General features: G+C 60.9%; 15 protein-coding genes, 1 tRNA gene and 1 CRISPR repeat array. Of the genes, 8 read left to right on the top strand and 8 right to left on the bottom strand.

Features of this window, described 5'->3' with window-relative positions; all coding sequences use genetic code 11:
• The first annotated feature begins 517 nt into the window (after window positions 1-517).
• The 8 genes from cas3 to cas2e all read left to right on the top strand — a co-directional run bounded on the left by cas3 (window position 518) and on the right by cas2e (window position 9,222).
• Window positions 518-3,178, top strand: coding sequence for a CRISPR-associated helicase Cas3' (gene cas3 / locus E8L03_RS03325; RefSeq protein WP_171266571.1), 2,661 nt, complete (start codon window positions 518-520; stop codon window positions 3,176-3,178).
• A gap of 150 nt (window positions 3,179-3,328) precedes the next feature.
• Complete coding sequence (gene casA / locus E8L03_RS03330) at window positions 3,329-4,906, top strand: type I-E CRISPR-associated protein Cse1/CasA (RefSeq protein ID WP_171266572.1); 1,578 nt, start codon at window positions 3,329-3,331, stop codon at window positions 4,904-4,906.
• Window positions 4,903-5,397, top strand: coding sequence for a type I-E CRISPR-associated protein Cse2/CasB (gene casB, locus E8L03_RS03335; RefSeq protein ID WP_171266573.1), 495 nt, complete (start codon window positions 4,903-4,905; stop codon window positions 5,395-5,397). The genes casA and casB overlap by 4 nt, the downstream gene beginning before the upstream one ends.
• A gap of 27 nt (window positions 5,398-5,424) precedes the next feature.
• Window positions 5,425-6,597, top strand: a complete 1,173-nt coding sequence (cas7e, locus tag E8L03_RS03340; protein ID WP_171266574.1) for a type I-E CRISPR-associated protein Cas7/Cse4/CasC — start codon at window positions 5,425-5,427, stop codon at window positions 6,595-6,597.
• Window positions 6,598-6,599: 2 nt separating this feature from the next.
• A complete protein-coding gene (gene cas5e, locus E8L03_RS03345) occupies window positions 6,600-7,337 on the top strand; it encodes a type I-E CRISPR-associated protein Cas5/CasD (protein WP_171266575.1) in 738 nt (245 codons plus the stop codon).
• Between the two features lie 10 nt (window positions 7,338-7,347).
• Window positions 7,348-8,001, top strand: a complete 654-nt coding sequence (gene cas6e / locus E8L03_RS03350; RefSeq protein ID WP_171266576.1) for a type I-E CRISPR-associated protein Cas6/Cse3/CasE — start codon at window positions 7,348-7,350, stop codon at window positions 7,999-8,001.
• Window positions 8,001-8,912, top strand: a complete 912-nt coding sequence (cas1e, locus tag E8L03_RS03355; protein ID WP_171266577.1) for a type I-E CRISPR-associated endonuclease Cas1e — start codon at window positions 8,001-8,003, stop codon at window positions 8,910-8,912. The genes cas6e and cas1e overlap by 1 nt, the downstream gene beginning before the upstream one ends.
• Complete coding sequence (cas2e, locus tag E8L03_RS03360; protein ID WP_280530785.1) at window positions 8,896-9,222, top strand: type I-E CRISPR-associated endoribonuclease Cas2e; 327 nt, start codon at window positions 8,896-8,898, stop codon at window positions 9,220-9,222. The genes cas1e and cas2e overlap by 17 nt, the downstream gene beginning before the upstream one ends.
• 64 nt (window positions 9,223-9,286) lie before the next feature.
• Window positions 9,287-11,942: direct repeats of the CRISPR family, unit length 29 nt; unit sequence GTGTTCCCCGCGCCTGCGGGGATGAACCG.
• Between the two features lie 208 nt (window positions 11,943-12,150).
• Here cas2e and E8L03_RS03365 read toward each other — a convergent pair.
• The 8 genes from E8L03_RS03365 to E8L03_RS03395 form a co-directional block, all read right to left on the bottom strand.
• Window positions 12,151-12,939 carry a hypothetical protein gene (locus E8L03_RS03365; RefSeq protein ID WP_216367937.1) on the bottom strand — a complete coding sequence of 263 codons (789 nt, stop codon included), beginning with the start codon at window positions 12,937-12,939 and terminating at the stop codon, window positions 12,151-12,153.
• A 73-nt stretch (window positions 12,940-13,012) separates the two neighbouring features.
• Entirely contained in the window at window positions 13,013-14,305 is a 1,293-nt protein-coding gene (locus E8L03_RS03370; protein ID WP_171266579.1) for a hypothetical protein, read from the bottom strand.
• A gap of 28 nt (window positions 14,306-14,333) precedes the next feature.
• Window positions 14,334-15,380 carry a BRO family protein gene (locus E8L03_RS03375; protein ID WP_171266580.1) on the bottom strand — a complete coding sequence of 349 codons (1,047 nt, stop codon included), beginning with the start codon at window positions 15,378-15,380 and terminating at the stop codon, window positions 14,334-14,336.
• Window positions 15,381-15,407: 27 nt separating this feature from the next.
• Window positions 15,408-15,647 (bottom strand): hypothetical protein, encoded by a 240-nt coding sequence (locus E8L03_RS03380; protein ID WP_171266581.1) that lies wholly within the window; start codon window positions 15,645-15,647, stop codon window positions 15,408-15,410.
• Between the two features lie 530 nt (window positions 15,648-16,177).
• On the bottom strand, window positions 16,178-16,768 hold the full coding sequence (locus tag E8L03_RS03385; RefSeq protein WP_171266582.1) for a recombinase family protein: 591 nt from the start codon (window positions 16,766-16,768) through the stop codon (window positions 16,178-16,180).
• Between the two features lie 463 nt (window positions 16,769-17,231).
• Window positions 17,232-17,939, bottom strand: coding sequence for a site-specific integrase (locus E8L03_RS20865; protein WP_216367938.1), 708 nt, complete (start codon window positions 17,937-17,939; stop codon window positions 17,232-17,234).
• Window positions 17,940-18,017: 78 nt separating this feature from the next.
• Window positions 18,018-19,007: a DUF6538 domain-containing protein gene (locus E8L03_RS20870; protein ID WP_216367939.1), complete on the bottom strand. Its 990-nt coding sequence runs from the start codon at window positions 19,005-19,007 to the stop codon at window positions 18,018-18,020.
• An 89-nt stretch (window positions 19,008-19,096) separates the two neighbouring features.
• Window positions 19,097-19,192: transfer RNA gene (locus tag E8L03_RS03395), tRNA-Ser, on the bottom strand.
• Between the last annotated feature and the right edge of the window lie 7 nt (window positions 19,193-19,199).

Raw genomic sequence — 19,199 nt, forward strand, 5'->3', positions numbered from 1 at the left:
GAGACCGACGCTGGTTGCCGCCGAAAGGCGGGCTGAAGGGCCCTTCGGCCGTTCATATTGTGGCCCTGGTCGGTGCGTACGCGGCTGTAGTGTTTCAGGTGACTATCCAAAGATCTTTTTAAATTTACTCCACCGTCTCGTACATCTCCCACAGCCAAATTTGGGGGAGCATTTGTAACCCTATCGTCGGTCCGGCCGGGATGCCGGGTATGATCGCCAGGTTAGGAATAGGTTAGGAAAAGGAAAAGGGTTCCAGCACAACACGCTGGAACCCTTTGTATTTATCTGGCGGAGAGGGTGGGATCCTCGTTGCCAGGAAGGAAAAGCTTTACTTCTCAGAGTGTTAAGTACACTGCTCAAAAATGAAATGTAACGTGTTTCTGTAACACTTTCAAGAGAGCACAAGCTGACATTATAGAGTGCTCAGGTCGTCCTCAAGATTCTTACTCGACAGTTCAAGTAGGAAACGCAGCGCGAATGAGGTGAACCCACAACCTAAATCATGTATATGCTGCCCATGGAGTCTGTTCGCTTCTGGGGCAAAGCCCAGCACAATTCGAATAATAGCCATCTTGTGGAGTTCCACTGCCTCGATGTGGCCGCGGTCCTGACTGAGCTACTGGAAATGGACGGCGTGCTGCGCCAGCGCGTGGAAGGGCTCGCCTGCTGTCCGTACGCGGTCATCAAGCCGATTCTCCAGTTCTTCGCCGCCATTCACGATATCGGCAAATTCAGCGCGGGCTTTCAATGGCTGCGGGGCGATATCGCGGCAGCATGGGGGCATCCGCCGTATCTCCGGGCGGGTACACCGCCGCACCATACCAAGGCCGGGTGGTGGTTCTATCGCAATCGGATCATGAGCCGCACAACCGACCTGCCGCAATGCGCTGCGTGGCGCGCGCACTTCCGCATGCTTGCGCCGCTCGCCATGGCCGCCATCGGCCACCACGGCGCACCGGTCGATGACACGGAGGTCAACCAAAGGGATTTCTCCTATTCCAATGAGGCGGCGCTCCATCATGCCGGCGAGATGGCCGAGCTCTTCCTGCCTGCGGAGCCGCCTGAGCTTTTTGACGATGAGGACCGGTTCAGGCCGCTCTCCTGGCTGTTTGCAGGGCTCATGGTTGCGGCGGACTGGATCGGCTCCAGCGAGGAGTACTTTCCCTATCGTTCAGATCCCATGGATGCGGGGGCGTACTATGCCCTGGCGCAGCAGCGGGCGCGTACCGCCGTGCGCATGTGCGGACTCCTCCATCCTGCGGCGGCGCAGGGACAGGATTTTTCCTCCCTGCTGCCCCAGTTGAAAGGGTATTCCCCTCGGCCGCTCCAGCGCTATGCCATGGAAGACGCGGTAGTCGATGCCAGCCCGCAGCTCCACATTTTTGAAGACCTGACAGGCTGCGGCAAGACAGAGGCCGCGCTGCTGTGCGTGCACACCATCATGGAGCAGGGCGGATGCAGCGGCTTTTATGTTGGACTTCCCACCATGGCTACGGCCAATGCCATGTACCACAGGCTTGCAGCGACCTACCGCGCATTGTTCGACGAGAAGGACGGCGTTCCCTCGCTTATGCTGGCGCATGGCCAACAGAACATCGAAGATGCCTTCCTGCAGACCATCGCGCTGGAGGACGACGCCGCGCCGCGCATGGGCGAACGGAGCGACGTAACGTGCAGCCAGTGGCTGGCGGACAACCGCAAGAAGGCGCTGCTCGCGCCGTGCGGAGCCGGCACCCTGGACCAGGCTTTGCTCGCCGTATTACCAGCCAAGCACCAGAGCTTGCGCCTGGCCGGGCTGAGCCGGACCGTACTCATCGCGGACGAGGTCCATTCCTATGATCTCTACACAGGCGAGCTCCTGGCTACGCTGCTCACGTTCATCGCCGCCATGGGCTCCAGCGCCGTCCTGCTTACGGCCACGTTGCCGCAATCACTCCGCCTCAAGCTGGTGCACGCCTTTCAACGCGGCCTGGGGCGTGCGGAGTCGGCACAACTGGACAAGGATGACTTTCCGCTGGCCACGCGGGTAAACGCTGCGGGCGAGGTCTTCGAGCAGCCCATACCGGCGGAGGGCCACGGCAAGACCACTGCCGTGGCGCTGGTGCACGATGAATCCGCCATGTTCGCAACCCTGGTGCAGGTGCACAGGGATGGCGCGTGCGCCTGCTGGGTGCGCAACACCGTGGACCAGGCTATGGACACGGCGGAGCGGTTGGTAACGGACTACGGCTTGCCGCCGAACAAAGTCATCCTGTGCCACGCCCGTTTTGCCATGTGCGATAGGCTGGCGCGTGAGAAGGATATCCTGCGCCGCTTCGGCAAGGGCTCTACGTCCGAGGACCGCGCCGGGTATATTCTTGTGGGATCGCAGGTACTTGAGCAGTCTCTCGATTACGATGTGGGCCTGATGCTTTCGGACCTGGCGCCTATGGACGCCTTGATCCAGCGGGCAGGGCGGTGCCACCGCCACACACGGGAGCGGCCGGAGGGATACGGAACCCCACGGCTGGTGATCCTCTCGCCCGAGCCGGTCGACGACCCCGCGGCGGACTGGTACGGCGCGCTGCTCGGCACGGCGCGGTTCGTGTACCGCAAGCAAGCACTGCTCTGGCGCACAGCGCGTTTGCTGAAAGAGCACGGACGCATCGTTCTGCCGGGGGATGCCCGCGTGCTCATGGAAGGAGCATACGGCGAGGCAATCGAGGCTCCGGCCGTGCTGGAAGAGGCCGACCTGAGGCCGTTGGGCGACGAGTTGGCCGCGCGGAGCCTGGCGTATCAGAACGTATTGGCGCTCGATTCCGGCTATTCTCTGGACGCCGGAGCTGGCTGGTCGGACGATACGGCCGCGGCAACACGCATAGGGGACGAACGCGTGCAACTGCGCCTCTGCTGCGTGGGGGAAGACGGACGCATCACTCTGTGGGTCGGCGGAGCAGGGGCCAAGGCCTGCGCGCTCTCCGAGGTCTCGGTGTCCACCAAACGGGTGGATAGACCGGGCTCAGAGCCTGCCAGCGTCGCGCTGGAGGCGTTTGCCGAAACCATGCCCGACAAAGGCCGTTGGGTGCGGCTGGTGGCGCTGCGCCAATCCGGCGGCGACGAGTGGACAGGGCAGGTCCCCAAGGATGGGACGCTGGTTGCGGTGCGGTACAGCCGGGCGAAAGGATTGCGAATAGAATAAGTATCCTGCGGAGATATTTTCGCAGGAAACTTCTGTGGAAGCCTTCTTTCTTACCTTTCTCTTGATTTCTAGCTCGCTGAGTGTTTCAAATCCGTACCGGCTAATGCGTACGGAATAGGATAACTGCGTCCAAAAAAACAGGAGGCACGCATGTCCCTGAACCTTGTTCGGGATCGATGGCTGCCGGCTGTGCTCGCATCCGGCCGGGTGGAGCGCATCGCTCCCTGGGAGCTGACTCGCGCGGATGATCCCCCTCTCGACCTTGCCCCGCCGCGCCACGACTTCCGTCTGGCCTTGCTTGAGTTCCTTATCGGTCTTGTGCAAACGGCCTGCCCGCCGAAAAACGTCACCAAACGCGAGCAGTGGTACGACGCTCCGCCGTCGCTGGAAACGCTGCGGCAGGCCATGGAGCCGTATGCCCGGTTCTTCGAGCTGCTGGGTGAGCGGCCGCTGTTTCAGCAGGATCTGACCCTCGATCCCGAGGCCCACGCCAAGAGCGCCATCCCCATCGGCGCGTTGCTCATCAATTATCCTGGCGACAGCTCGCTTGATTTCTTTGTCAGGCGCGACATCGAGACCATGTGCCCCAGCTGCGCGGCCATGGCTTTGCAGACCATGCAGGCCTTCGCGCCTTCGGGCGGCCGGGGCAACCGCACATCCCTGCGCGGCGGCGGGCCGCTATCCACCATCGTTCTGGTGGAAAACCTCTGGCAAACCGTGTGGGCCAATGTGCTGCCGCTCAATGCGCGCGACGTGGAGCCCGCGCCGACGGCGGAGGGACTGCCCGGCGCCGTCTTTCCCTGGGCCGCGCCCACACGCACCAGTGAGAACGGCAAGGTCTTCAGGCGCGCGGACGGCCACTTCCTGCACCACTACTGGGGAATGCCGCGGCGCTACTTGCTACTGCCCGTAGAAGATCATGCCCGCTGCGACCTCTGCGGTGACGAGGCCGAGGTTGTCTTTCATCAGCTCATACGTCGCCCTCACGGCTACAACTATGGCGAGGATTGGATGCATCCGCTCACGCCGTATCGCAGGCAGAGCGCGGACAAGCCCTGGTTCTCGGGCAAGGGAACCTCGTACGCCACGGCCTACACCAACTGGCTGCCCCTTGTGTACGGGGATTCCAACGGCCTTGCCGAACCTGCCCGATGTGTCCAGGCTGCGCGTGAGGATAGCGCCGATATTGCGAATGAATACGGCCTGCTGGCTGGCGGGTATGACATGAAGAGCGCTAAGTGTCGCGGCTGGTGCGAGGGTTCCTTCCCCATCCTGCCGCTGGACGGCGAGGTCGTGCAGGACTTCCGCACCGAGGTGGAAACACTGGTGAAAGCGGCGGGCATGGTGCGCGACAACCTGACCAAGGCGATTCGCACGGCTGTAGTGCATACCAGCAACCCGGCGCGCTCCAAGGCGTTCGGCTCGTCCTTTTTTGCCGATCTCTCGGCAAGCTTCTGGGCCGATACCCGCGCCGCGTTCTTTGTGGCGGCGAGGGAGCTTGCGGAAGTTGTAAAAGCCGTAGCCTCGGACGCGAAGGTCAAGCAGGGCTGGGCCAGGGCGCTGCGGGATGAGGCAGACACGCTGTTCATGCGCGTTGCCGGGCCGGAGCTGACCCACCCGGACCACGCCCGCCGCGCCAGCAAGGCGTTTAACGAAATGCGCAAGCTGAACCAGGGCGTTTACAAAAACCATCTCGGCGGCACCATCACCGCCAAGGAGGCGGCATGAGCAACTTCGGAACGTACCAGAACAACACTGACTTTTGGAGCGCTGTAGGAGAGTGGCGCATGGGGCTGGATGACAACCGCGGCCAGCGCGCCGAGCTGCGCCGCGCCAAGACGCCTGTGGAAATTCTTTGCTCGCCGGCGTACCAGCGCGGATTTGTGACCCATCTGGCGTCCAAGGGATTCCCCCTGGATGCGGACGATATTGAACGCCTCGCCCCGGCAGCCGGCCTGCTGGCCCATGTGACCGTGTTTTCCGGCAAGAGCCACTTTGCCAGGCAGCTCGCCGCTTCCAACAAAGGCAGCCAGGATGTCCGCGACCAGCGGTTCAAAAAGCTCATGGCTATCGAGGATAGGGACGAACTCTACCTTATGCTGATGCGGCTCATCCGCTACCTGGACGGCAGCGCCCACGTGAACAGCTTGGTTCGCAGCGTGTTCTACTGGGGCGACACCGTCAAACGCAACTGGGCCCTCAACTACTACACCGCCTAGCTATCTATAATCACAAGGAGAACGACCATGAGCCGCTTCATCCAACTGCATATCCTCACCAGCTACCCCGCCTCCAACCTCAACCGCGACGACCTGGGCCAGCCCAAGAGCGTTATCGTGGGCAACACGCCCCGGCTGCGTGTCTCCTCCCAGAGCCTCAAGCGCGCCTGGCGCACCTCCGATGTCTTCCGCCAGGCCTTTGACGGCGCCATGGGCACACGCACCAAGTCCATGGGCGAGTGCGTGTACCGCGCGCTGACTCAGGGCGCGACCCTGCAGGCGATTCTTGAAGACAGCAAGGCATCCGCAGGCCTGCCCACGGTGGCGGAGAAAAAGGCCGAGGAGATCGCCAAGGCCGTGGCCGGCGTGTTCGGCGCGCTTCGCAAGTCCACGGAGGCCAAGAAAGAGGCCGAGCAGGAAGCAGCGCAGGAAGGCGCGGCCGATGCCGAGAAAGTGAGCGAAAAGGCCAAGATGAAGGAGATGCACATCGAGCAGCTTGCCCACTTCGGCCCGGCCGAGATCGAGGCCATCGCCAAGCTCGTGGAAGAGCGCCGCGCAGATGGCAAGAAGCCCGATGCCGAAGAGCTGGACCTTTTGCGCAACAGCCCCGGCGCGGTGGATATCGCCATGTTCGGCCGTATGCTCGCCGCCAGCAAGCCTTTCAATGTGGAAGCCGCCGTGCAGGTGGCCCATGCCATGACCGTGCACAAGGTGGTCAAGGAGGACGACTTCTTCACCGCCGTGGACGACCTCAATCGCGACGAAACCGGCGCTGGCCACATGGGCGTGTTCGAGTTCGGCGCCGGCCTCTACTACCTCTACGTCTGCATCGACCGCGACCTGCTGGTGGAGAATCTGGCCGATGATGAAGACGCGGCTTCCCGCGCTCTGGAAGCCCTGGTCCGCACGGCCTGCACCGTGAGCCCCACGGGCAAGCAGAACAGCTTCGCCTCCCGCGCCAACGCCTCCTTCTGCCTGGCGGAAAAAGGCGATGCCCAGCCCCGCACCCTGTCCAGCGCGTTCCTCCAGGGAATCGACAAGCCCGCAGATGTTCTGGCAAAGGCCGTGGACGCTCTGATGCAGGTGCGCAGCAAGTTCGAGCAGGTCTACGGCGACGAGACGCCGTACGTCTTCTTCGACGTGAGTGGCGCTGAAAGCAAGGGAACCCTGCAGCAGGTCTGCGAGTTCGTGCGGGGGTAACCATGCAGCGCTATCTTACCTTTCAGATATACGGCCCCATGCAGTCCTGGGGCGCGGTGGCGGTGGGGGAGGTGCGGCCTTCCCTGCCCAGGCCCTCGCGCTCCGGCGTGCTCGGTCTGCTGGCCGGCGCCCTGGGCATCCGCAGGGACGAGGACGAACGCCACACAGAGCTGGACCGCGCCTACGCCATGGCCGTGCAGCCGGCGACCAAGGGCGCGCGCATGGCCGACTACCACACCATCCAGTGCGGCAAGCGCCTGGCCAAGCGCACCTATCGCACCCGCGCAGACGAGGTGGGCGGCCTGATTCCCAAAAACGAAGACCCCGGAACACTGCTCTCCACCCGCGAGTACCTCGTGGATACGCTGTTCGTCGTCACCATCTGGCCCAGAGTGGACGATCCGCCACACTCTCTCAATGATCTGGCTCATGCCCTGTGCAAACCGGTGTTTACGCCGTGCCTGGGCCGTAAGAGCTGCCCGCCCGCGCTGCCGTTCCATCCCCTGGTTCAGGAGCACGACGGCCCGCTGGAGGCCCTGGACGCGTATGACCCGGATGGCGATGTTCTCCAGGCCATGGACGCCGCCCCGGCGGCCGAGGTCTACACGAGCGAGCCTCTGGATGGCTGGCAGGAGCGGACCGAGGTCCGCGACGTACCTTTGAGCCGCACGCGCTGGCAGTTCGGTCTGCGGCCGGAGTACCGCATCGCCATGCCCGGTGGCGCTCAGGACGAAGGATAGGAGGATCAGAATGTACATGAGCCTGATGACCATGGATTGCCGGACGGCTGTGACGTGCGGCGTATACGACGCCCACCAGGCGCTGTGGCGGGCCTTTGGCGACCATCCGGACCGTACGCGCGACTTCATCTATCGCCAGACCGGGGAAAGCGAGTTCCTTGCCGTCTCGGCCCGCCAGCCGGACGACGCGGACGGCGTCTGGTCTATCCGCACCAAGGAGTATGAGCCTAAGCTCCACGCCGGGGACCGCCTCTACTTTGCCCTGCGCGTCAACCCCGTGCGCAAGACCAGGGATGCCAACGGCAGGCAGATACGCCACGACGTGGTCCAGGACGCGCGCAAGAAGCTGGAGGAGCAGGGCGTGTCCCAAAACGAATGGCCCACACGGACGGCGCTTGCGCAGCAAACCGGCTTCGAGTGGCTCGCCGCCCGGCAGGAACGGCTGGGCCTGGAGGTGGAGGAGCATGGCTTCCTGGTGGACGGCTATACGCGGGAAAGCTTTGTCAAATCCAAAGCCGGCAGACGCGTGTACGTTACCGTGCTCGACATGAAAGGCTTCGCCATAGTGACCGACCCGGACCTGCTGCTCCACGCTCTGATGCACGGCATTGGCCCGGCCAAAGCCTACGGCTGCGGACTACTCACGGTGAAGAGGGCGGCCTGATGCTGCCGCCCCTTAAGCCCATTCCCATGAAGGAGCGTCTGTCTCTCATCTTTCTGGAGCGCTGCCGCCTGGATGTGAAGGACGGCGCCTTTGTGGCCATAGACAAAGAAGGTATACGCACCCACGTGCCGGTGGGCGGCGTTGTCTGCATCATGCTGGAGCCCGGCACCCGGGTGTCCCACGCCGCTGTGGCCCTGGCCGCACGCTCGGGCACGCTGCTGGTCTGGACAGGCGAAGGCGGGGTGCGCATGTACGCCGCCGGTCAGCCCGGTGGAGCCCGATCCGACAAGCTCCTCTACCAGGCGAGCCTGGCCCTGGACCCGGCGGCGCGTCTCAAGGTGGTCAAGAAGATGTTCGCCGTGCGCTTCAATGAGAGCGCGCCGGACAAGCGCAGCGTGGAGCAGCTCCGCGGCATAGAGGGCGCCCGCGTGCGCAGCATGTACGATCTGCTCGCCAAGCAGCATCGCGTCACGTGGAAGCGGCGCGCCTACGATCCAAAGAACTGGGACACGGCCGATCCGGTCAACAAGGCGCTTTCCGCGGCCACAGCCAGCCTCTACGGCGTGACGGAAGCCGCAGTACTCGCCGCCGGCTACGCTCCGGCCATAGGCTTTCTGCACACGGGCAAGCCCTTGTCCTTCGTGTATGACATCGCGGACCTCTTCAAGTTCGAAACGGTCGTGCCGGTTGCGTTCAAGGAAGTGAGCAAGGGTGAGTTCGATGTGGAAGGACGCGTGCGGCGCGCCTGTCGCGATGTGTTCCGCACCTCGAAACTGCTCAAGCGCATCATCCCGGTCATCGAAGAAGTCCTGGCCGCTGGCGACAAGGAGCCCCCGCCCCCCTATGAGGATGCGGTGGGGCCGGCGTTCCGGGACGAGGAGGGCATAGGCGATGATGGTCATCGTTCTTGAAAACGCGCCGCCCCGGCTTCGCGGACGTCTTGCGGTGTGGCTGCTGGAAATCCGCGCCGGCGTGTTCGTGGGAAACTATTCGCAAAAGGTCCGCGATATGATCTGGGGCCAGGTGGCGGACAACCTGGAAGAAGGCAACGCCGTGATGGCCTGGGCCAGCCGAGAGGAGGGGGGCTTTTCCTTCGAGACGCTTGGGGAAAATCGTCGCATCCCCTGCGAGATGGATGGTGTGCGCTTGGTGAGCTTCCTGCCTCTTCCTGGTGAAGATGAGCAAGGCGGGCAGGAAGAACGCCAGGCAGATAACGACTGATTGATTCTGGTACGTTGATTCTGTTCCTTGAAAGGTGAATAGTGAAGGTGTATTGGACGTAAGAGTGTTCCCCGCGCCTGCGGGGATGAACCGGGGCTGGCGTTGCTGGGCTACTCCAGGGACCTGTGTTCCCCGCGCCTGCGGGGATGAACCGACAACAACAAATGCCTCGACTGGGCGAAGGAGGTGTTCCCCGCGCCTGCGGGGATGAACCGGCGATGCCGTCACCCATAGTCGCGTTGGCGGTGTGTTCCCCGCGCCTGCGGGGATGAACCGTTGCTTGGTATACTTCTCCAGCGCCTCACTCCCGTGTTCCCCGCGCCTGCGGGGATGAACCGGCGATGCCGTCACCCATAGTCGCGTTGGCGGTGTGTTCCCCGCGCCTGCGGGGATGAACCGGCGGGAATCCTGGGACGCGGCGTAGCGGACCTGTGTTCCCCGCGCCTGCGGGGATGAACCGGTGGTTTTGGACGCGGGGTGCCTTAATGTTTTGTGTTCCCCGCGCCTGCGGGGATGAACCGCACAACTTGTTCAGGCGCTTCTGTGGATTGCAGTGTTCCCCGCGCCTGCGGGGATGAACCGTGTGATCTGGATTTTTCGCGCCTTCTTCGGGTGTGTTCCCCGCGCCTGCGGGGATGAACCGACGACGGGACAATGGAGCAATGGGCGAAGAATGTGTTCCCCGCGCCTGCGGGGATGAACCGGTCGAGTTTATGGATGGAACCACGGCGGCCACGTGTTCCCCGCGCCTGCGGGGATGAACCGTCTCTGGATTGGGAACCCAACGCCGCTCTCCCCGTGTTCCCCGCGCCTGCGGGGATGAACCGCTGCAGGGAGGTGGTGAATCATGAGCGCCATCGTGTTCCCCGCGCCTGCGGGGATGAACCGATGTGGCGTCCAGCACGCTGGACACGCTTCTCGTGTTCCCCGCGCCTGCGGGGATGAACCGAGCTGGCCTGATGACGTCCAACCCCGTTGATCGTGTTCCCCGCGCCTGCGGGGATGAACCGCATGCGCAGTGCTGCCCGATGGGGTGAGCCATGTGTTCCCCGCGCCTGCGGGGATGAACCGCTCCGGAGCAGTGTACACCACGTGAGGTTTGTGTGTTCCCCGCGCCTGCGGGGATGAACCGTGCAGCTCCAGCTCGTCAACGTGCGCAACATCGTGTTCCCCGCGCCTGCGGGGATGAACCGGGTGGATTTACAGCAATGGCTGGGTATTGCCGGTGTTCCCCGCGCCTGCGGGGATGAACCGGCCGCCGTCAGATTTCCATGCGCGGGCGCGTTGTGTTCCCCGCGCCTGCGGGGATGAACCGGCGATCACCAGTTCGACGCCCACCCTGCCCTCGTGTTCCCCGCGCCTGCGGGGATGAACCGTCTCCGACCAGCCGTTATCTGGGCACCGCGATGTGTTCCCCGCGCCTGCGGGGATGAACCGACGGCGAAGATGCCGCCGGCGGCCAAGGGAGCGTGTTCCCCGCGCCTGCGGGGATGAACCGCCCTATACCTTGTAAATGCTGTACATTCATCGCGTGTTCCCCGCGCCTGCGGGGATGAACCGTTCATCGTCACCGTCGGCAACATCGCGCACGTGTGTTCCCCGCGCCTGCGGGGATGAACCGGTTTGGATGTTTGAGTCCGTCGAGGACATGAAGTGTTCCCCGCGCCTGCGGGGATGAACCGCAAAATATCGAAATCATTGCATCGTCATTGCAGTGTTCCCCGCGCCTGCGGGGATGAACCGTTCGTTCATAGCCCCACCGCGGCCAGCTGCCAGTGTTCCCCGCGCCTGCGGGGATGAACCGTCGCGTTGGTCAGTAGCGGCTACACATTCAATGTGTTCCCCGCGCCTGCGGGGATGAACCGATGGAAATATTGTACGAAATCGAGTCATGGCAGTGTTCCCCGCGCCTGCGGGGATGAACCGCCGCACGGCTTGGCGTCAACCGCACCGTGCTGGTGTTCCCCGCGCCTGCGGGGATGAACCGGAAATACGCCGCCAACTCGCGCACGCGGTACAGTGTTCCCCGCGCCTGCGGGGATGAACCGCTCGGAGTGGTCTCCTTGCCAGTTCGCATCCAGTGTTCCCCGCGCCTGCGGGGATGAACCGAGCCGGCCGAAATTGTCCCGGCCCCGGCAGTCGTGTTCCCCGCGCCCGCGGGGATGAACCGGATTATCCTTCCTTCCCCAACCTGCCACGACTGTGTTCCCCGCGCCCGCGGGGATGAACCGCGATCATGCCAATAACGCCCGGCGCCATAGCCGTGTTCCCCGCGCCCGCGGGGATGAACCGCGCCGGTGCCCATGTTCGATTGGGAATCCTTTGTGTTCCCCGCGCCCGCGGGGATGAACCGACGCTCCAGGACCTGGGCGGCTCGCGGGAGTTGTGTTCCCCGCGCCCGCGGGGATGAACCGACGCTCCAGGACCTGGGCGGCTCGCGGGAGTTGTGTTCCCCGCGCCCGCGGGGATGAACCGTAGTGAGCATACCCAGTAGATTTAGAGTTTGCGTGTTCCCCGCGCCCGCGGGGATGAACCGCTCTGCACGTTTTTCCCGGCCGATTTCTACGAGTGTTCCCCGCGCCCGCGGGGATGAACCGCGTATGGCCGGCGAGGTGGTTTTCTCCGGCAGTGTGTTCCCCGCGCCCGCGGGGATGAACCGACCTCCGGGCAGCGCCTCGGCAAACTTGATAAGTGTTCCCCGCGCCCGCGGGGATGATCCGCGAATGGATTATTCGGTGATGTGTAAAAGATTATAAGTCTATCGTGACTACCAAAGATTGATTTTATCCCAAAGTGACGACTGCATTGACTGGCAAGGCCTGCGCGGCTATTTCGCGTTCCTTGCCTCCTCGGGGTCAATCCATCACTAGACTATAAAGCTATCGCGTCTACCAGTCTCAGGTCTCTCAGGGAAACCGTTCCTTTCTTTCAACCCAGTCGTTTTGGATACGGCCTATCCTCGTATTTCCCCAGCTTGTCCCGTCCACGCTTAAAGGCATGAGCTTCCTCCAGGTGGTGATCGACCAGCAACTCCACTGCTGATTCGAGCATCTCCCCCAGTTGGCGCAGGACGCGACCACGGCTTCGCGGGTAGACGTGCATCTCCTCGACCACGACTTGCGTAGACTGTCCGAGGTTGCCACGGCGTTGCACCTCACGTTCCCAACGCTTGTGTGAGCCTGAGGCCATGCGGTGGACGATCTTGGCGGCCTGGACGCGTTTGTACTCAATTTTTGAGTCCGGTTGCGGGTCATCCAGGACAAGCATCTCGACGGCCAGCCACGCCGCGATGACCACGCGCGGGTCGACTTCCTTCTTTCGGAGGCGGGCGATGGCTGCCTTGGCTCGTTCCTTTGGTTTCAGCCCACGTAAGCGGAAAGCCTCCACATGCGGCCCAGCTTGCTGGTAGAGGCCTTTTACGCGCTGGATGGCATTCTCCACCCACGGCAGGTTTTCATTGTCCAGAAGCCACAACAGGGCGGCTTGGCGGTATGGATTCAGCTGCTTGGCCGTGTACGATCCCTTGTACGGGCTCCCATGGCGCTGGTAGTGCTCGGCATGGGCGCGGCAGAAGCGCTGGTCCAGCCCGTCCGATGTTCCGGCTCTGGCTGGCTTGCTACATCCCATAACACGGCAGTAGCCGTACATGTGGTTCGGTCGTTTGGCGTTGGCGACTACCTCGTCATGCCTTTTCTTACGCGTGTTCCAGTTCGTCATAGCTTACGGGTCCCTCTAAGGGAGAGTGGGGTGATTTATAGTTTACCTAGGCATGATTGATTGATGGATTCCCTCAAACATCTTCCTTAATTAAGCCCTTTACTCCAGCATGGCGGGAGAAGATCGAGAGCATGATCTTCTTCGATATCTCCTTCCGTGATGCTGGAACCAGGATTGCATCATGGATGGGCAAGGCGGTGGTGTCTTGATCGATCAAGGAGAGGAGGATGTCGACAAGGATTTGACTCTCGATGAACTGAACCTCATGGCCGATGCCGGTATAAAAGGTCTGCTTGATCGCGGGGTGAGCGGATTCGATGGCATTCGTCACCTCGGCTATGGAGTGATTATCCTCGAACTCCTTCCTCACACCCCTGGGCATACGTGTGAGTGGAGCTTCCACAAAGAACATGCTGTTCATGACTTTTTTGATCCCAGGGCGGTACGCCTCAAAGCCAGGGATCATGTAGGCATCGTCCATGGGCAGCCGCCGCCCACACAAACCATAGATGATCCGAGGCCCCATCTGGGAAAAGTCCAACTCCACGGCCTCCTCGCCATTGATGAGCAGGCCTTTGCGTCTCTGCGTTTTCTTCAGCCCCAGCCAGAAGCCACCAAACAGGCGGCCCCCTCTATCAAAGCGCCCTCTGGTGAAAACACGATGCAGGCGGCGGCCTGTGACATCAACCGGGCAGTCTTCGTCCTGGCAGCTTTCGTCGAACTCCAGGTCGGCCTGTTCGAGCCAGCTGTTTATCTTCCCCATCTGCTCCCGGTAGAGGGTGGTCGTGGGGGTGTCCTCGTAGTCGATGAGTGATGCTTCATCCCAGTACCCGTCTTTGGTCCGCTTCAGGTGGATGACCTCTTCGTTGTCTGAGCGCTTGAGGTCGTCCAGCGTGATTCCGTGCTCCTGGACTTGCATGATGAGACTTCCACCGGCGCGGATGGTCGTTTTTTTCGCCGGGCCGAAAAAGCCCTTATGGCCCATCTTCTGTTCGAGGAAGGCCAGTTCAGGACTCGACAGCCGGTTCAAGATATCAGGCAACGTCTTTGAAAACGCCCGAGGCTTGTAGCGCCCCACTTGCCCGAGTTGGACATGCGAACGGGTGATGAAAACGCCGTTGCCCGAGGCTGTAAGGTGGTGGTGAATCAGATCGCAGACCAGAGCGGAGATGGTAGCCTCGAAAGTCTCCTGGTCTGCTTTTCTGCGCTTCCGTTGGCGGAGCTGGAATTGGACTTCGTAGTCCTGGAGCTGATTGACGACGTCGCGGACAATCGCCTGGGCCTTCTCGGTTTTTGGTTCTCGCCAGGGATTGAAAGGGCGGTCTCGAAGGGGGTCGGGGAGGTCCTCTTCTTGTTTGTTCATCATCTATTCTCGTGAGATAAGCTTTTCTTGCTCAACCATAAACTAACCACCCCGCATGCGGGAAAGGTGAAAGATATGGAATGAGGAAATGTCCTGCAAGGATAATTCGGAGGGGTTGGGGGACTCGACGTCCAAAGTCAGCCCTCCGGACTACCCGCGTCTGATGGCCACTCCAGCCATTCCCGGCGTTGGCGGCGATCAATACCTTGAACAGCCCCCGGTCCTGGAGGTGCTTCATGGGGAGGTTCTTGTACTGACCGCTGGGGTAGGTGGACTTGTAGAGGAACCCATGCTCCCGCAACAGGCGGGTCAGGTCCGAGACGTTCATGTCCAGCACCTTGGCGACCGCCGTGAAGTTCATGGTTCCGGTGGAGTCCATGTAGTTATGGAAGAACTCGGTGGGGCCAGTCATCGCCTCGTTCTGGTGGAACAGCTTCACGTTCCGGCGGGCCAGCTCCAGGTTGGCCTTGAGGGCTTTGTCCCGCTCCTTCTGCACACGCTCCAGGGTGGAGTCGGCCACCTTCATGGCCCGCGCCATGATCTCGGCGTCGGACATCTCCGTGGTGGCGTGGATGTAGCCGCCGGTCTTGCGGATGGTGGGGAGGACTTCGTGGGTCACCCACCGCTTGAACCGTTTGGCCTCGGGCTTGCGGGAGCGGAGGATGAGGGAGTAGAGACCAGCTTCGTTGATAACGAGGATATCCTGATTTCCCCGCTCGTTAATTCCAATGGCCCTCTTGTTGAGGGTCATTCGCTCGTCTTCATCCAAGTCCCGTTGGATGTTATTCGTGTCGATCCCGAGGATCACGCACACATCCTTCGCCACGAACCACGGTTCCCCATTCTCATCCTGAATCACACGAACCCTCCGCTTGGGGTGTTCGCTGTCTTCGAGCATGGGGAACTTGAAGTTCATGATCTCCTGACCAGACTCGGTCTTGGTGATTTCCAGGAACTTCTTATCGAGGTAGGGGCGGTGCTTGCGCATGGTTACTTCCACGTCCTCTTTGGTGATGTCGTGGTGCTGCTGGATTGCGCCAAGGGTGGTCGGGCCGATGTTGTAGTCCATAAGGCTCATTAGTTCTCTCCTATATCTTGTTGGCAGCTAGCCAACGGTGATGGTCACGGTGGTGCCTGCCGGGAGGGCCTCGACCTGGAGGGTGTCGTCGTAGATGACCTCACCACTATCGAGCGCGACGACTTCATCGTCATCGTCTTTGATGATGTAGCAGGCGAAGTGGCGCGACTCTCTCTCAATGACGCGGCATATCTGGCCGTACTCCATGTCGCCTGACACGGTGACGCAGTTCTTGGTGGGCGTGGTGATGGTGTTGGTCCTGGCCATGCTGTTCTCTCCTAGTGCGTCTCGGCCCAGTTCGAGCCGATCTTGTATTCCCCATCCAGGGGGATATTGAGCTTGAAGTAGCGCCCGGCCTCGCGGAATGACTCCACGGCCATCTTGCCGAACTCCTCTTCCAGGCCCTTGCGGACTTGGTTGCCCTTGAAGTCCGGGAAGGGGTGGATGATCTACCCAGGGGAGGCAGATTGTGCCCACTCTTTTCGTGGTCATTGATCCTCAGTCCCCACCCTCCCACCTCTCACCCAGAACGACGCCCTGTGCGCCTTTCTCCGGCACGAAACGCCATGGGGATAGGCCGTCGGTCATGAAACACCCTTCGGCGCTTCTGAAGCAATCTATGGCGTCTGGATGTGTGTTGGTCACAAGGTGCTGGTATTATTTGAGGGCCATCGGATCAAACAGACGCATTGTGAAATATCTCCGTGAAACATTGTCCTCGGTCGAGCAAAAGAAAAGCGCCCCAGGCCAGAAGCCTAGAGCGCCTTGTTGACGACATGATCCACGAGGATGAAGCGTCACAGCGAAGCGTACAGCGTGGTCCGGCTCACACCATACTCACGCGCCAGCTTCGCCATGGGTTCCCCGCGATTCTTCCTGGCTTTGATCTCCTCCACCTGCTCCTTCGTGAGCGCCTTCTTGCGGCCTTTGTACTTGCCCTTGGCTTTGGCTATCGCGATCCCTTCGCGCTGCCTCTCCCGGATCAAGGCCCGCTCGAACTCGGCAAAGGCTCCCATCATCTGGAACATGAGCTTCTGCATGGAGCTATCTTGCCCGGTGAAGGTCAAGCGCTCCTTGTGGAACTGGACGGTCACGCCACGGCTTGTCAGGTCATCCACGATCTTCTGGAGGTCTGACAGGTTCCGGGCAAGCCTGTCGATGGAGTGAACATGCAGCGTATCCCCGCTCCGCAGGTAGGCCAGACACTCCTCCAAGCTGGGGCGCTTGGTGTCCTTGGCGCTGGCTTTATCCTCGAACCGCCGATCCAGGGTAACCTCTTCAAGCTGCCTGCCGGTGTTCTGGTCCACCGTGCTCACCCGTAGGTATCCAACCTGCTGCCCGCCGTTGGTGCCGTTCTCTCGCTGGCTGTGTGTGGTCGTATTCGTCATGGTGGCTGTCTCCTTGGTGGTGTGGCCGGGTAGGTCGTGCCTGTACTGTTCGGATAGAGCCATAGACTACCATGGACACAACGTCAAGAAAACCTAATTTCGATTCTAGGCGAACACATTTCATGGGTACCCTGAGTGTAAGGATGGGGTACACTCTAGATGGACATGTGCCCGTGGTCGATCATACCCACCTGCCGCGCCGCACCTTCGGGGTGTCGTCGTCCATGCTCCGCACATCGCCTTCCCCTCCTGGCCAGCAAGGTGCGCACGTACCATGGTTCAAGGTGGGGGGAGGGCATCAGCGAAAACAACATGAGCAAAAGCGGCACGCTCCAAGCTGTAGTTCGCGCCAAATTCTCAGGGTTCATTTCGGTGTCTTAGGCGATGCAGGAAGCCCCCCACGGGGGGAATGGGCAACGCGACGTATAGAAAGAACCGCTCACATTTTTGTACCAAAAAATTTCTAGCGGTTATTCTGATGAAGGTGGTCCAGGGCAAGGCCCCTGTATCGAAGTCTCTGCATCGCCTCATTGAGCTTCTGGAGCAAGTAGCCGCGCCCATACCGCTCCGACATGCCTTCCTCGCCGTGTCCCTGAAGCGCGTCCATGATTTCTTTGGAGATGTCCGAGTCGCGACAGGCGTCTTCGAAACAATGGCGGAAGCTATGGAAAGCGTTCTTTTTGCTTTTGACCCCGACCGTGCTCAGGAACCGGCTGAAGCGCTTAGAGAAGGGCGATGAGTAGTAGCCGTCCTCGCCCATGGGGAGGTCTGGGAAAAGACGCTCTTTGCCTTGCTTGCGACGTTTCTCGACGAGACTCATGAAGCCCATGTCTAAGAGGCTTTGGTGTATTGGGATGGCGCGTTTCGAGTAGGCAGTCTTGAGGCGCTTGTCTTCGCCAGTGTCGTTGATGTCGAAGAAGAGGATGCCGTTTTCTTCTCGGATATCTTCGACATAAAGCTGGATGATCTCGCCTAGCCGAGCGCCTGTGAAGAGGCTGATGATCGGCACCCAGTAATAGCCAGAGTCCTTGAGGATCAGCTTGCCCGGTTTAGACCAAAAGTGTTCGGACCGGCACCCCGTATAGATCGGAGCAGAAAAGATGGCGTGGAGTTCGTCAACGCTGAACGGATCGCGTTCTTCGCGTGAGCGTTTGCGCTGTTTGATCTTCAAGCCCTTGAAGGGACTTGGAGGAGCTTCGTCGTAGTTATCCGCTGCCCAGTTCCAGAAGGAGCCGACAAAGCCCAGGAGCTAGTTGACGTTGCTGTCAGACATGGGAGGCAAGCCGAGTTTGTGGGCCTTTTCGGCTGCTTTATTGAGTGGAAGGTCCTTCAACTCCTTGTGCTTGATCCAGTTCGACGGGAGCTTGAGGAGCATGGCTTTGAAGGCACGTGCATCGGACTTTGTGTAGGCATTGATTGGCTTGTCACCCATGGCCGTGATGAAATGGCTCATCCATGCCCGATGTTCGCGCTCGGTCTTGGGCACCCAGCTCGTTCTAGCCTTTTCCTCGGCCCACGCCTCAACGGCCACGGAAAGCAATGGGACAAAGGACTGAGGCTCAACTCCAGGAGTAGAAGGGGTTTCTACGACTTCGCCTTCGTTCCTTTGCTGGATGGCTTTTGCGGCCTTGATACTTACGGCCTGAAGCTCACGCGCCAGTTTACGCCAGCTTGGGGAAGATTTGTCGAGCCTGATGTTGACGTTGTCCCAGGTCAGTATTTCCTCAGCCTCTGAGATGAAAAACGGATCAACCTCACCTCGAGCGAAGTCGTGGCGAGTCATGCTGTTCAGAGCCTCGTGGTCTTCGACATATTCATCGAAGGATGAAGGCTTGAAGGCATGCTTTGCGAACAGGTCGTTGATCTGGTCTGGATCGCCTACAAGAATTTTGGTTTGTCGCCTTTCCGGCGCGAAGCCCTGGAGGCGCGTTTCATCGTCCTCCTCAAGGCGGTACGCGTAATAGACTTCCCCGATTCGTTTGATCTCAGCTTCGGACAGCTCTTTCACAGGCGGCTTGGCTTGTTGAGCCAGCATGCGCCTGTGCTCCTCAAATTTACGATCAACTATAGCGGCTGCCACGCGGACCTTGCGAACAGCTTCCTGGTAATCCTTCGTCTTCAGCGAGAAGGTTTCCTCGGTCTTGGGGTAGTTATCCTTGATGTCAACTGGGATGGCTGCGCGGTGATAATAGACCGCTCCGCGCCGAAAAAGTCGGGGGTGTCCGGGCATCTTTTCCATGGCTCCGCTGTAACAGTTTACTGGAGCAGTGGAAAGAAAAAAGCCTTGCCTTCCGGTAAGATACCGAGAAGCAAGGCTTATAATTTCGCTGGCGGAGAGGGTGGGATTCGAACCCACGTATCGGCTACTAACCGATAACTCGATTTCGAGTCGAGCGCGTTACGGCCGGACTTCGCTACCTCTCCGCATGTC

This window comes from Oceanidesulfovibrio marinus, assembly GCF_013085545.1.
Taxonomy (GTDB): Bacteria; Desulfobacterota; Desulfovibrionia; order Desulfovibrionales; family Desulfovibrionaceae; genus Oceanidesulfovibrio; species Oceanidesulfovibrio marinus.

Coding starts and splice junctions, on each gene's coding strand:
- casB (WP_171266573.1), top strand. CDS start 4,903: ATGAGCAACTTCGGAACGTACCAGAACAACACTGACTTTTGGAGCGCT.
- cas7e (WP_171266574.1), top strand. CDS start 5,425: ATGAGCCGCTTCATCCAACTGCATATCCTCACCAGCTACCCCGCCTCC.
- E8L03_RS03365 (WP_216367937.1), bottom strand. CDS start 12,939: ATGACGAACTGGAACACGCGTAAGAAAAGGCATGACGAGGTAGTCGCC.
- cas1e (WP_171266577.1), top strand. CDS start 8,001: ATGCTGCCGCCCCTTAAGCCCATTCCCATGAAGGAGCGTCTGTCTCTC.
- casA (WP_171266572.1), top strand. CDS start 3,329: ATGTCCCTGAACCTTGTTCGGGATCGATGGCTGCCGGCTGTGCTCGCA.
- E8L03_RS03380 (WP_171266581.1), bottom strand. CDS start 15,647: ATGGCCAGGACCAACACCATCACCACGCCCACCAAGAACTGCGTCACC.
- E8L03_RS20870 (WP_216367939.1), bottom strand. CDS start 19,007: ATGGAAAAGATGCCCGGACACCCCCGACTTTTTCGGCGCGGAGCGGTC.
- cas6e (WP_171266576.1), top strand. CDS start 7,348: ATGTACATGAGCCTGATGACCATGGATTGCCGGACGGCTGTGACGTGC.
- E8L03_RS03370 (WP_171266579.1), bottom strand. CDS start 14,305: ATGATGAACAAACAAGAAGAGGACCTCCCCGACCCCCTTCGAGACCGC.
- E8L03_RS03375 (WP_171266580.1), bottom strand. CDS start 15,380: ATGAGCCTTATGGACTACAACATCGGCCCGACCACCCTTGGCGCAATC.
- cas2e (WP_280530785.1), top strand. CDS start 8,896: ATGGTCATCGTTCTTGAAAACGCGCCGCCCCGGCTTCGCGGACGTCTT.
- cas3 (WP_171266571.1), top strand. CDS start 518: ATGGAGTCTGTTCGCTTCTGGGGCAAAGCCCAGCACAATTCGAATAAT.
- E8L03_RS03385 (WP_171266582.1), bottom strand. CDS start 16,768: ATGACGAATACGACCACACACAGCCAGCGAGAGAACGGCACCAACGGC.
- cas5e (WP_171266575.1), top strand. CDS start 6,600: ATGCAGCGCTATCTTACCTTTCAGATATACGGCCCCATGCAGTCCTGG.